This is a genomic window from Tenacibaculum sp. 47A_GOM-205m, assembly GCF_000518405.1.
In the GTDB taxonomy this organism is placed as follows: domain Bacteria; phylum Bacteroidota; class Bacteroidia; order Flavobacteriales; family Flavobacteriaceae; genus Polaribacter; species Polaribacter lutimaris.
In genome coordinates, this window is record NZ_JADN01000003.1 from 669,958 (window position 1) to 683,075 (window position 13,118).

Consider the following 13,118-nt stretch of genomic DNA (forward strand, 5'->3'; position numbering starts at 1 on the left):
ATTGGAAGAAAAGAAAAATAGTTATAATTTTGTAGCATAACAATTATTAACAAGAAACAAATGTTAGATTTTTCAGAATTCTCAGGATTAGTATTATTCATGTTTATTTTTACAGCTGGATTTTGGCTGTTAATTTTCTTATTAACATTTGTAGTTCCTTACTGGATTGGCGGAACTATCTGGGAAAACATGAAATTAAAAAGAGAAGCTAAGAGAGCTGCCGAAGAAGGTAAGTAATCTATAGATACCATAAAATAATATTTAAACCACGCTAATAGGTGTGGTTTTTTTGTGCTTCTATTTAACTAGAAATAAGTTTAAGTTAGAGCTATATTTTTTTATTTAGATGGTTGCTTTCCTAAAATTTTAAAATAAAAAAAAGAGAGCTGATTATTCAGCTCTCTTTTTATTGTATTAGGTTAAGTATTAAAATCCTTCACCACCACCATCGAAATCTCCGTTTCGTTCTGGACGCTCACGTTTTTTCTTTTGGTTAAAACGGTAGGTAAAACTTAACGTTATTTGACGTTCTCTCCATTGGAATTCTTGATATGATCTTACATCATCAGTATTAGTGTAGCCTTTTCTTTTACGTTCGTTAAACAAATCACTAACATTAAGCACTACAGAAGCTTTTTCTTTAAAGATGTCTTTACTGAAAGCTAAATTAGTTACAAAAATACCTTCTCTACTTCCTTGTGCATCATCTTGAGGCCCACGATACATGATACGTGTTTGCCAATCAATTTTTGCAGGTAAGGTAATTCTTGAATTAAAACGAGCAAACCAACTACTGCTATTTACTTCTGGTAAAGTTTTTGTTTCTGTTACTGTATTACCAGTATCAGAATTTATGTAAGAATATGTATAATCAAAAGCATCAGTATTAAATTTAAAATAGTTAAAGGTTGCTGATAAACGTGCCCATTTAACAGGGTTGTAGTTGGTTGTTAATTCAAAACCATAACGGTTTTCATCGTTTAAGTTTAAAAATTGACGAACAAACACATTACCATTATCTCTAGTTTCAACTCTTGATACAGGTCTGATTAAATCTGTTGAAAATTGATAATATAAAGATGAGTTTAAAGTAATTTTACTAACACGTGTAGTATATCCTAAATCAAAAGAACTAGTGTAAGCTGGATTTAAATCAGGGTTACCTTTAAAAACATTGGTACTCGAACTTCTAGTTTCAAAAGGGTTTAAAAACCAGTGACGTGGTCTTTGCAATCTACGTGCATATCCTAAAGTTAAATTATCAGTTTCGTTAAATTCATAGCCTAAATTTACAGTTGGAAACCATTCCGTATAGTTTTTGTCTGATAATTCTCCTGTATTTAAAACTCTTAAATCAATGTCTGTATGTTCAGCACGTAACCCTAAAAGGTACGAGAATTTATCTATCTTACTACCATATTGAGCGTAGTAGGCATAAATATATTGTTTGAAATCAATGGCGTTTGAAGGATCAAACTCGAAAGGTTGCCCATTTGCATCACGTACTTGAAAATCAGAAGTTAAGTTTTGTAAATCAGCTTTATGACCTAATTCTAATTGACTTTTTTCACCAAGAGGTAACACATAGTCTATTTGAAATAACCTATTTCTAGATTTAGTAATTTGACTATTTCTTTCAGTTAAGACTGAATTGTTAGTAATGTTGGCATATTCATCTTCTTCGTTTTCGCTATACTGTAAGTCAATAATTAATTTTTGACCTTTGTCATCTATATTATTCGTGTAGTTTAATGAGTATTGAGTATCGATGTTATCTTCTGTTTCAAACTCAATTCTTTCAAAACTTCTGATAAGAGATTTATCTGGAGCAAAAGTACGGGTATTGTTAGTCGCGATATCTTCTCCATCATTATTTCTGTAGAAAACTGTACCTGTAATAGAGCTTTTATCATTTAAATAATACTCTAATCCAAATGAACCGTTGAAGTTTTTATTTTTTCTATCAAAAACTCTTTTTTCTGTACTTAAACTATCAATTATACCATCAGATAAATACGTGAAGTCGCTATAAGAGTTTCCTGGACCTTTTCTGTATGAATAGCCTAAGTTAGAAAAGATGTTAAACTTTTTTGTACGGTAATTTAAGTTACTGCTTACTTGGTATAAATCAGGATTACCTACAGAGAAGTTTACAGAACCATTAAACCCAGTAATTTTCCCTTTTCTAAGAATAATGTTTAAGATACCCGCTGTACCTTCTGCATCATATCGAGCAGAAGGAGAAGTAATTACTTCTACTTTCTCTATGGCGTCAGCAGGAAGGTTTCTTAAAGCATCTGTACCACTTAAACCTACTAAGGCAGAAGGTTTACCATCAATTAAAATACGAACGTTTTCGTTACCACGTAAGCTTACAGCCCCTTCAGCATCTACATTTACAGAAGGCACGTTATCTAACACATCAGAAGCATTACCTCCTTTAACAGTCATATCTTTACCTACGTTGTAAATCTTTTTATCTAATCGTATTTCTACAGTCGATTTTTCTGCGATAATTTCAACTTCATCTAAAGTTTCAGTATCTTCAGAAAGAGAAATTACTCCTAGATTTTTATTCTCGGTAAGTGTGTGGTTTCCTAAACTTTTAGATTTAAAACCAATAAATTCAACTTTTACAGCATAAGTACCTGATGTAGCATCTATAGAAAAGTTTCCGTTGGCGTCAGTTACACCTCCAACAACTTGTTGAGTGCTAGTGTTTGTAAGTACCAAAGTTGCATATTCTAGTGGTTGTTTTGAGTTGGTCTCGATTACTTTTCCTGATAGGGTGATTTTTGAGCCAGATCGTTGGGCAAAAGTTGTAAAACTAATTAGTAAAATAATAAGTAAGGTAAATTTCTTCATTACGTTGATTTATAAAGCTTGTTTGACCGCAAATTTCCCGAAAGGTTTAATGGTGTTTAGTTAAAAGAATGTTAAATAAGAAATGAAGTTGAAAAAGAGGGAATTAAGAGCGATAAATGAAAAGGCTAAAAATAAAAAACCAACTTTTTCATCTGATAGAAAAAGTTGGTTTTTTAAAATCGAATTACCTAAAATTAGGTAATTTATTTTTTCTTAGTACGCTGTTGTGCAGCTTGTTGTTCTTGAGCTTGCTTCATGGCAGCATCTAAACGCTCACGGAATTTACTCTTTTTAACAGGCTTCTTTTTGTTTTCTTCGATCTGAGCGTGGATCTTATCTTCATCAATTACGTAGTTTTTAATAATAAACATAATTGCAATAGTTAACAAGTTAGAAATGAAATAGTATAAACTTAATCCACTTGCGTAGTTATTAAAGAAGAATAACATCATGATAGGAGAGAAGTAAATCATCCACTTCATCATTTTGCTCATATCTGGCATACCTTCTTGCGTAGGAGCTTGCATATTAGCTTGTTGGCTCTGGTTCATTTTCATATAGAAGAAAATTGCCACAGACGCTAAAATTGGGAATAAACTTACATGATCTCCATAAAATGGAATCTTAAAAGGAAGTTGAAAAACCGTATCATAAGAAGATAAATCATTTGCCCATAAAAAACCTTTTTGTCTAAATTCGATATTCGTAGGGAAGAATTTGAATAAAGCAAAGAATACAGGCATTTGCATTAATGCGGGTATACAACCCGACATCATATTAACTCCAGCTTTTCGCTGTACTGCCATAATTTCTTGCTGACGCTTCATAGCGTTTTCTTTACCTGGGTACTTTTTGTTGATTTCTTCCATTTCTGGGCGAATCACTTTCATCTTTGCACTAGATAAGTACGACTTGTATAATACGGGAGACATTAGTATACGTACAACGATTGTCATTAAAATAATGATTAATCCGTAGTTACCAATAAATCCTTTTAACATATTGAATACAGGGTAGAAAATTGTACGGTTTAAGAAACCGAAAATTCCCCAGCCTAAATCAGCAATTTCGTTAAGACTAGTTCCTTCGTACGATTTTAATAAATTATAATCAGTTGGTCCGTAAAACCATTGCATGTTATAATTTAATTCTCCATTTGTTAAAGCTAAAGGAGCTTTTAATTCGTAGGTTTTAGTATAAACGCTATCTACATCTTCGCCTGCAAAATCAATAGATTTTAAGGTAGCGTTATTTAAAGGAGTTTCAGAAGTTAAAACAGAAGAGAAGAAGTGTTGTTTAAACGCAACCCAATCAATATCATTAACTACCTCATTATCGTTCATTTGTAAGTAATCTACTTCATCATCAGCTTTATAATAGTAGTAAGAATACATGTTTTCGGTTTTTAAACTCTTTTCATGTCTAAAACCTTTTAAGTTCCAATCTAAATTGATTTCTTGAGAACTATTGATAACATTATTCAAACCTTGTGAACGAACAGCGAAACCTACACGGTAATCACCCTCTTTCATTTCGTAACGGTACTCTAAGAATTTATCTTCAGCTACTTTTAACTTCATAGAAAGTACTTGCGTATCTCCATTTTTAGTTAGGGAAGGAGTAAATAATAAATCTTTGGTGTTTAAAATTCGATTGTCAGTAGTACCGAAGTTGATATTGAACGATGCGTTTTTATCTTTAACTAAATATAAAGGTAACGAATCGTAGGTTTTATAGTTTTTAACTAAGGCTTCAATAATTTGCCCTCCTTTATTATCTATAGTTAACTTAACAAGATTGTTTTCAATTGTAGTACTACCTTCTTTAGTTGTAGAAGCTCCATAAGCAAAGGCTCCAAACTTATTTTGTAAAGCAATTTGCTGTAACGAATCGTTTAAAACGGTGTTTTCAGTTAAGTTGTTCTGAACGTTTTCGGTAGCGTTAGTGGTTTGTTCTGTTTGGGTAGTGGCTTCAGGAGTTTCGTCTGGTTTTTGGGTATTCATCCACCAAAGCATAATTCCTCCTAATAAAAGCATTCCTATAAAGGAATTTAAATCAAATTTTTTTTGTTCCATTGATATATGTTAAAATGTCAACTTGTCACTTAAAGTTTTTCTAGTTGTCTGAAAAACCCGACAAAGGTAGTAAAACCCCAAAGATTATCAGAGGATTTACAATGAATAATTTTGTTAAGAATAGTAGCTCAAACAGTATTCCAAATTTTATAGAGGAATAAAAAATCCTGTAAATTCAATTACAGGATTTTTGAGTTTATTTTTTTGATTGCTTTAAAGCTGCTTTAATGAAACTTACAAATAAAGGATGCGGATTTAATACCGTACTCTTATATTCTGGATGATATTGTACACCAACAAACCAAGGATGAGAGTCGATCTCAACAATTTCTACCAATCCAGTTTTAGGATTGATACCTGCAGTTTTCATTCCTGCTGCTTCTAATTGTTCTTTATATTCGTTATTATATTCGTATCTGTGACGGTGACGTTCACTAATTAATTCTTCTTTATATGCTTGAAAAACTTTAGAATCTTGTGTTAATTGACAGTCCCAAGCACCCAAACGCATAGTTCCTCCTTTATCGGTAACATCTTTTTGCTCTTCCATTAAGTTAATAACAGGATGTGCAACTTTAGGATCCATTTCGGTAGAGTTAGCATCTTTTAAGTTTAATACGTTACGAGCAAACTCAATAACTGCCATTTGCATACCTAAACAAATTCCTAAAAACGGAATGTTATTTTCACGTACATATTGCACTGCTGCAATTTTTCCTTCGATACCTCTATCACCAAACCCTGGAGCTACTAAAACACCGTCTACACCTTCTAATTGTTGTATAGCATTTTCTGGCGTTAATTCTTCAGAGTGAATCCAACGAACGTTAACTTTGGTTTTATTGGCAGCACCAGCATGAATAAATGCTTCGGTAATTGATTTATATGAATCGTGTAATTCTACATATTTTCCTACTAAACCAATCTCAATAGTAGAGGTTGGGTTTTTATGACGCTCTAAAAAACGGTTCCAAGCAGTTAACTTAGGTTGTTTACGAGTAGATAAACGTAATTTGTCTAAAACAACATAGTCTAATCCTTCTTTAAACATTAAGTTAGGAACATCGTAAATAGTCTCAGCATCTAACGATTGAATTACGTTTTGCTTTTTAACATTACAGAATAATGCTAGTTTACGTTTAATATCATCAGAAATTTCATGTTCTGAACGACAAACTAAAATATCAGGACTTACTCCACTTTGCATTAACATTTTTACAGAGTGTTGTGTAGGTTTTGTCTTTAATTCACCTGCAGCAGCCAAATAAGGAACTAAGGTCAAGTGAACAACTACAGCATTGTCTTCACCTAAATCCCATTGTAATTGACGAACAGCTTCAATATAAGGTAATGACTCAATATCTCCTACAGTTCCTCCAATTTCAGTAATAACGATGTCAAAATCACCAGTATTCCCTAAAATTTGAACTCTGTTTTTAATTTCATCAGTAATATGAGGAATCACCTGTACAGTTTTTCCTAAAAACTCTCCTTTACGTTCTTTATTAATTACAGATTGATATATTCTACCTGTAGTTACATTGTTTGCCTGTGAAGTAGGAATGTTTAAGTAACGCTCGTAGTGTCCTAAATCTAAATCGGTTTCGGCACCATCATCAGTAACATAACATTCTCCATGTTCGTATGGGTTTAATGTTCCTGGATCAATATTAATATATGGATCTAATTTTTGAATAGTTACAGAGTATCCTCTTTCTTGTAATAATTTAGCTAAAGAAGCGGCTATAATTCCTTTTCCTAGTGATGAAGTTACGCCTCCAGTTACAAAAACGTATTTTGTGTTGTTCATGGTGTTGTTAGGTTTGCGCAAAAGTAAGAAGTCTGGCAATTACAGCAAATAAAAAAAGAGAAAAAAGATTGTTTAAGTTTTAGTATTTTTGCCAAACCTACTTTTTTTGAAAAAAAATAAAAATAGGGTTTGCCAGACTGAAAAACTGTTGTATATTTGCCCACGCTTTTAGCAGACGGAATTTCACAAAAGCAAAACATTATTTAAAGAAGATATTTAAGATATACTGTAATGAGTAAAAGAACGTACCAACCATCGAAGAGAAAAAGAAGAAACAAACACGGTTTCCGCGAAAGAATGGCTTCTGCTAATGGACGTAAAGTATTAGCTAGAAGAAGAGCAAAGGGAAGAAAAAAGTTGTCTGTTTCATCTGAATCAAGACCAAAGAAATAATGATTAACTATTGTTAATATTTAAAGGCGTTACTAATAAGTATCGCCTTTTTTTATAACCAAACAATTTTTATTTTTACACCACAACACAACACGAACTAAAATGCCTAAAAGACAAGACCTTAAATCGATTTTAATTATTGGATCAGGACCAATTGTTATTGGTCAAGCATGTGAATTTGATTATTCAGGATCTCAAGCGTTAAGATCTTTGAGAGAAGACGGAATTGAAACCATCTTAATTAATTCAAACCCTGCAACGATTATGACAGACCCTTCGATGGCTGATCATGTATACTTGTTGCCGCTTACTACAAAGTCTATTGTTCAAATTTTAAAAGAACACCCTCAAATTGATGCTGTTTTACCTACAATGGGTGGACAAACAGCTTTAAATCTTTGTATTGAAGCTGATGAAAAAGGAATTTGGAAAGATTTTGATGTAGAGATTATTGGAGTAGATATTGATGCAATTAATATCACAGAAGATAGAGATAAATTCCGTTTATTAATGGAAGAAATTGGTGTGCCAATGGCACCTCAAGCAACAGCTACTTCATTCTTAAAAGGAAAAGAAATAGCACAAGAATTTGGTTTTCCATTATGTATTAGAGCGTCGTTTACTTTAGGAGGAGCAGGAGCCTCTATCGTTTATAATGAAGAAGAGTTTGAAGAATTGTTATCAAGAGGATTAGAGATTTCTCCAATTCACGAGGTAATGATTGATAAGGCTATGATGGGATGGAAAGAATACGAATTAGAGTTGTTACGTGATGATAACGATAACGTAGTGATTATCTGTTCTATCGAGAATATGGATCCTATGGGAATCCACACAGGAGATTCTATTACAGTAGCTCCAGCCATGACGCTTTCGGATAAAACATTCCAAAAAATGCGTGACATGGCAATTAAAATGATGCGTTCTATCGGTGAATTTGCAGGAGGTTGTAACGTACAATTCGCTGTTTCACCAGATGAAAAAGAAGATATTATAGCGATTGAAATTAACCCACGTGTATCTCGTTCATCTGCATTAGCATCAAAAGCAACGGGATATCCTATCGCAAAAATTGCCGCTAAATTAGCAACGGGTTATACTTTAGATGAGTTAGATAACCAAATTACCAAGTCTACTTCAGCATTATTTGAACCAACTTTAGACTATGTAATCGTAAAAATTCCTCGTTGGAACTTCGATAAATTTGAAGGATCTGATAGAACGTTAGGTTTACAGATGAAAGCAGTTGGAGAAGTAATGGGAATTGGACGTTCGTTCCAAGAAGCGTTACACAAAGCAACACAATCGTTAGAAATTAAGCGTAACGGAATTGGAGCTGACGGTAAAAGTTATAAAGATTATAACCAAATTAAAGATAAGTTAAAGTATGCTTCTTGGGATCGTGTATTCGCTATTTATGATGCTATCCAGATAGGAATGCCGTTAAGTAAGATTCATGAAATCACCAAGATAGATATGTGGTACTTACGTCAATACGAAGAGTTATATGAGTTAGAAAAAGAAATTTCTAAGTACACAATTGATACCCTTGACAGAGAGTTATTATTAGAAGCTAAACAAAAAGGATATGGTGACCGTCAAATAGCACACATGTTAGGTTGTTTAGAAAGTGAAGTATATAAAAAACGTGAGGATTTAAAAATTAAGCGTGTTTATAAATTAGTAGATACGTGTGCTGCTGAATTCAAGGCACAAACTCCATATTACTATTCAACTTTTGAAAGTGAAATTGAAACTGAAGACGGAGAAGTTTTAGTATCAAACGAAAGTGTGGTTTCTGATAAGAAGAAAATTATTGTTTTAGGTTCAGGACCAAACCGAATTGGACAAGGAATTGAGTTTGATTACTGTTGTGTTCATGGTGTATATGCAGCAAAAGAGTGCGGTTACGAAACCATTATGATTAACTGTAATCCTGAAACTGTTTCTACCGATTTTGACACGGCTGATAAGTTATACTTCGAGCCAGTTTTCTGGGAGCACATCTATGATATCATCAAGCATGAGAAGCCAGAAGGAGTTATTGTTCAATTAGGAGGACAAACAGCTTTAAAATTAGCTGAAAAACTAGATAGATATGGAATCCCAATTATTGGAACAAGCTATAAAGCATTAGATTTAGCCGAAGATAGAGGAAGCTTCTCAACGTTATTAAAAGATAATAATATTCCTTATCCTGAGTTTGGAGTAGCAGAGAATGCTGATGAAGCCTTAGCTTTAGCAGATGAGTTAGATTTCCCAATTTTAGTACGTCCATCATATGTATTAGGAGGACAAGGAATGAAAATTGTGATTAATAAAGAGGAGTTATTAGAGCATGTAGTAGATTTATTACGTAAGATTCCTAATAACAAATTATTATTAGATCATTATTTAGAAGGAGCTATTGAAGCTGAAGCAGATGCGATTTGTGATGGAGAAAATGTGTACATTATCGGAATTATGGAGCACATTGAACCATGTGGAATTCACTCTGGAGATTCAAATGCAACTTTACCTGCGTTTAACTTAGGAGAGTTAGTGTTAGAACAAATTAGAGAGTATACAAAAACGATTGCTTTAGCATTGGATACAGTTGGATTAATTAACATTCAGTTTGCTATTAAAGATGATAAGGTATATATAATCGAAGCAAACCCGCGTGCATCTCGTACAGTTCCATTTATAGCAAAAGCTTATAAGGAGCCTTACGTAAACTACGCAACTAAAGTGATGTTAGGAGAGAAAAAAGTAACTGATTTTGATTTTAATCCGCAATTGGAAGGATTTGCAATTAAGCAGCCAGTATTCTCTTTCAACAAATTCCCGAATGTAAATAAGAAATTAGGTCCAGAAATGAAGTCGACAGGAGAAAGTATCTTATTTATTGAAAGTTTAAGAGACGATCAGTTCTATGATTTATACGCAAGACGTAAAATGTATTTGAGTAAATAAATTTTAGAAATAAAATAAAAAACCGAAGTTATTATGATTTCGGTTTTTTTTATGATTCAATTTTATCTAATTTTTTTAAATTTCACGAATTTAGAAAATCAAAAAAATAATCTATTCAAAAATGGCAACAGCTCTTACAGGAGAGCCAGTTCCTCCTTTTATTTTTAGCGGTAAGGCTATAAAACGGAATCTACCTCTACCTAATAATTTATCTAAATTAATCATATTTTCATAATGTGTAAATCCCATGTCACCACAAATATGATGTACTTCTTTATTGGAAATTTTAGGGATACCGGGAGACATTGTTTCTACACCAAAAGCTGCTATTTTTTGCTTTCCTAACCAAGTCGCACATTCGGCAGTAATACCAGGACCCTTTCCCCAATTTTCTGTATTAAAATGTTTGACATAATGTTTGGTACAAAAAAGAATAGTATCTCCTTTTTTTATCTGTAATTTTTCCTTTTGTAATTGGGCTTTAACTTCTTCAGAAGTTATTAATTCTTGGAGGTTTTTATGAGAAAAATCTAAACATATACCTTCTGTGTAAAACATAGAAAGTGGCATAGTATCAATTGATTTTCCTTTATGTTTAGCAGCCATATGGTTTAAAGCATCTACATGAGTACCTGTATGCTCGCCCATTTCTAACTTATAAACAGCAGGAGTTTGAATTGAAGGATTTTCTATACCATCCCATTCTTCATGAGTATTATGAACAGACATTTTAACTTGAGGGAGGCTCTTATAAACAGGCATTCCTTCAAAAATCTCTTGACTTAAATCAATAATTTCAGGCATATTACAATTCAATCTTTACATTGTATTTTTCTAAATCTTCAATATAATCTTCAGCAACAAAATTATCGCTGTTAAATTCTTCTTGTCTTTTCTTTTTCATTTCTAAGCGTTTAATTGCTTCTAAAAAACGACGCATTTCTTTTTCGTTGTTAATAATGATTCCAGGAACAATAACTTGTTCTTTTTCATCATTTTTAGCAACCATAGTAAAGTAAGAAGAATTACAGTGTTTAACATTGCCTGTTTGTATGTTTTGTGATTCAACACGAATACCCACTACCATAGAGGTTCTTCCTACATAATTAATAGAGGCTTTCATGGTAACTAATTCACCTACATCAATCGGATTTAAAAAATCAACCGTATCTACTGATGCTGTAACACAATAGGTACCAGAGTGTTTTGATGCACAAGCAAAAGCTATTTGATCCATAAGTTTTAAAATGTATCCACCATGAATTTTACCACTAAAATTGGCATGTGATGGAAGCATTAACTCAGATATGCTAATGCGAGTGTCTTCTATATTTCTAAAATTATTGTTCATTATCATTATTTAGTCCTCTAAAATGAGGAGATTGTTCTTCTTCAACATGAGTTATAAAATACTTGGTGTCTCCTAACCAAAAGAAAGTACCAAAACGTTCTTTGTAAGTAACTTTTACATAGCGACCTTGGTATTTTTGAAGCTTATCAATAACTTCTTTTTGATTATCTTCTACAGAAAAAGCAAAAATTTGAGCACCAGAAATTCCTTGGCTAATTTCTCCTTCCCAAGTTTTTACAACCACACCTTTATAACTAATTTTTATCAGTTCTCCTGAGCGAACTCCTTCACTATAAGGAACAAAGTAAATAAAAGCGTAGTATAACGCCGTGATAAGGGCAATACCAAGTAAAATTAAGCCTAAAATTTTTTTCATAGTGTTTAATTGAAGAATGTATAATAACAAAAGTAAGATTTATATTTTGACTTGTAAAATGAATTGAAAGTGGTAAGTTTGTGTTGCTTCAAAAAAATGATAATTATGAATTATATTTTATTCGATGGTGATGTGCGTACTGCTTTATTACCATTTACATATACAAGACCCGTAGCTGATATAAGAGTTGGTATTTTAACGATTAGAGAAAAGTGGGAAAAATACTTAGGTTTAACAACAACCACAGTAACCGAGGAATATTTAGAGGAGAAATACCCTATGGTTGAAATGGAAGAAAATGTATTGTTAAATGCCTCTTTTTTGCCTACTAAACCTCTGATTGAAATGGTGAAGAATTTACAAGAAAATCAAGCAATATTTAAAGGAGAAGATGTAATTGCTTTTTTTACTTCAGATAATCAAGAAGAAGTAGACTTTTCTTCTTACGAGCATATAGAGTTTGAAGATGATATAATTCAAATTAAAAATACATGGGATATTTTTTCTTTAAATGATAAAGCTATTCGTGCTGATTTTGATTTAATTACTGAAGGAAGGAAATCACAACCCATTCCTGAAACAGTTAATTGTATTAATAGAGATGATATTTTTGTAGAGAAAGGAGCAAAATTAACTTTTGCTACTTTAAATGCTTCAACAGGTCCTATTTATATCGGTAAGAATGCTGAAATTATGGAAGGTGTTGTAGTAAGAGGATCGTTAGCAATGTGTGAATATTCAGTATTAAAATTAGGAGCTAAAATATATGGAGCAACTACATTAGGACCTCATAGTAAAGTAGGAGGAGAGGTAAATAATTCTGTTTTATTTGGGTACTCCAATAAAGGGCATGATGGGTTTTTAGGAAATTCAGTTTTAGGAGAATGGTGTAATATAGGGGCAGACAGTAATAATTCAAATTTGAAGAATAATTATGCAGAAGTTAGGTTATGGAATTATGAAACTGGGCGTTTTGCTAAAACAGGATTACAGTTTTGTGGTTTAATGATGGGAGATCATTCAAAATGCGGAATTAATACTATGTTCAATACTGGTACTGTTGTTGGTGTTTCTGCTAATATTTTTGGAAGTGGATTTCCAAGAAATTTTGTACCATCGTTTAGTTGGGGTGGAGCATCAGGATTTACAGAATATAAAACAAATAAAGTTTTTGAAGTAGCTGAAGTGGTGATGGAAAGACGTGGTATTGTGTTTGATGATCAAGAAAAACAAATTTTAGAACACATTTTTGAAGAAACAAAACAATATAGAAATTATTAATATTAAAGGCTT

The 13,118-nt window shown here is 32.4% G+C and carries 10 protein-coding genes; 4 read left to right on the plus strand and 6 right to left on the minus strand.

Translation table 11 applies throughout. From position 1 onward, the window contains the following. Positions 1–60 precede the first annotated feature (60 nt). Complete coding sequence (locus tag N534_RS15415; protein ID WP_028891109.1) at positions 61–237, plus strand: hypothetical protein; 177 nt, start codon at positions 61–63, stop codon at positions 235–237. Between the two features lie 189 nt (positions 238–426). Here N534_RS15415 and N534_RS0103250 read toward each other — a convergent pair whose 3' ends face one another. The 3 genes from N534_RS0103250 to N534_RS0103260 form a co-directional block, all read right to left on the minus strand. Beyond that, the gene (locus N534_RS0103250; RefSeq protein ID WP_028891110.1) at positions 427–2,865 is read right to left on the minus strand and encodes a TonB-dependent receptor domain-containing protein; all 2,439 of its coding nucleotides are present in this window, start codon (positions 2,863–2,865) and stop codon (positions 427–429) included. 203 nt (positions 2,866–3,068) lie between these two features. Continuing rightward, positions 3,069–4,940: a membrane protein insertase YidC gene (yidC, locus tag N534_RS0103255; protein WP_028891111.1), complete on the minus strand. Its 1,872-nt coding sequence runs from the start codon at positions 4,938–4,940 to the stop codon at positions 3,069–3,071. A 196-nt stretch (positions 4,941–5,136) separates the two neighbouring features. Further along, positions 5,137–6,750 (minus strand): CTP synthase, encoded by a 1,614-nt coding sequence (locus N534_RS0103260; protein WP_028891112.1) that lies wholly within the window; start codon positions 6,748–6,750, stop codon positions 5,137–5,139. 231 nt (positions 6,751–6,981) lie between these two features. On the opposite strand from N534_RS0103260, the gene rpmH reads away from it, so the two are divergent. Further along, positions 6,982–7,143 carry a 50S ribosomal protein L34 gene (rpmH, locus tag N534_RS0103265; protein WP_028891113.1) on the plus strand — a complete coding sequence of 54 codons (162 nt, stop codon included), beginning with the start codon at positions 6,982–6,984 and terminating at the stop codon, positions 7,141–7,143. Between the two features lie 102 nt (positions 7,144–7,245). Then, positions 7,246–10,098, plus strand: coding sequence for a carbamoyl-phosphate synthase large subunit (gene carB / locus N534_RS0103270; protein ID WP_028891114.1), 2,853 nt, complete (start codon positions 7,246–7,248; stop codon positions 10,096–10,098). Positions 10,099–10,209: 111 nt separating this feature from the next. On the opposite strand, the gene N534_RS0103275 is transcribed toward carB, so the two are convergent. The 3 genes from N534_RS0103275 to N534_RS0103285 are packed head-to-tail and all read right to left on the minus strand — an operon-like array spanning position 10,210 to position 11,825. Next, entirely contained in the window at positions 10,210–10,902 is a 693-nt protein-coding gene (locus tag N534_RS0103275; protein WP_028891115.1) for a cyclase family protein, read from the minus strand. Position 10,903: 1 nt separating this feature from the next. Further along, positions 10,904–11,449 carry an acyl-CoA thioesterase gene (locus tag N534_RS0103280; protein ID WP_028891116.1) on the minus strand — a complete coding sequence of 182 codons (546 nt, stop codon included), beginning with the start codon at positions 11,447–11,449 and terminating at the stop codon, positions 10,904–10,906. Then, positions 11,439–11,825, minus strand: a complete 387-nt coding sequence (locus N534_RS0103285; RefSeq protein WP_028891117.1) for a hypothetical protein — start codon at positions 11,823–11,825, stop codon at positions 11,439–11,441. The genes N534_RS0103280 and N534_RS0103285 overlap by 11 nt, the downstream gene beginning before the upstream one ends. Positions 11,826–11,930: 105 nt before the next feature. Here N534_RS0103285 and N534_RS0103290 point away from each other — a divergent pair, with 105 nt between their 5' ends. Next, positions 11,931–13,106 carry a GlmU family protein gene (locus N534_RS0103290; RefSeq protein WP_028891118.1) on the plus strand — a complete coding sequence of 392 codons (1,176 nt, stop codon included), beginning with the start codon at positions 11,931–11,933 and terminating at the stop codon, positions 13,104–13,106. Positions 13,107–13,118 lie beyond the last annotated feature (12 nt).

What these genes read in the sequence shown, in the direction of transcription:
- N534_RS15415 (WP_028891109.1), top strand. Translation starts at nt 61, where the DNA reads ATGTTAGATTTTTCAGAATTCTCAGGATTAGTATTATTCATGTTTATT.
- N534_RS0103250 (WP_028891110.1), bottom strand. Translation starts at nt 2,865, where the DNA reads ATGAAGAAATTTACCTTACTTATTATTTTACTAATTAGTTTTACAACT.
- yidC (WP_028891111.1), bottom strand. Translation starts at nt 4,940, where the DNA reads ATGGAACAAAAAAAATTTGATTTAAATTCCTTTATAGGAATGCTTTTA.
- N534_RS0103260 (WP_028891112.1), bottom strand. Translation starts at nt 6,750, where the DNA reads ATGAACAACACAAAATACGTTTTTGTAACTGGAGGCGTAACTTCATCA.
- rpmH (WP_028891113.1), top strand. Translation starts at nt 6,982, where the DNA reads ATGAGTAAAAGAACGTACCAACCATCGAAGAGAAAAAGAAGAAACAAA.
- carB (WP_028891114.1), top strand. Translation starts at nt 7,246, where the DNA reads ATGCCTAAAAGACAAGACCTTAAATCGATTTTAATTATTGGATCAGGA.
- N534_RS0103275 (WP_028891115.1), bottom strand. Translation starts at nt 10,902, where the DNA reads ATGCCTGAAATTATTGATTTAAGTCAAGAGATTTTTGAAGGAATGCCT.
- N534_RS0103280 (WP_028891116.1), bottom strand. Translation starts at nt 11,449, where the DNA reads ATGAACAATAATTTTAGAAATATAGAAGACACTCGCATTAGCATATCT.
- N534_RS0103285 (WP_028891117.1), bottom strand. Translation starts at nt 11,825, where the DNA reads ATGAAAAAAATTTTAGGCTTAATTTTACTTGGTATTGCCCTTATCACG.
- N534_RS0103290 (WP_028891118.1), top strand. Translation starts at nt 11,931, where the DNA reads ATGAATTATATTTTATTCGATGGTGATGTGCGTACTGCTTTATTACCA.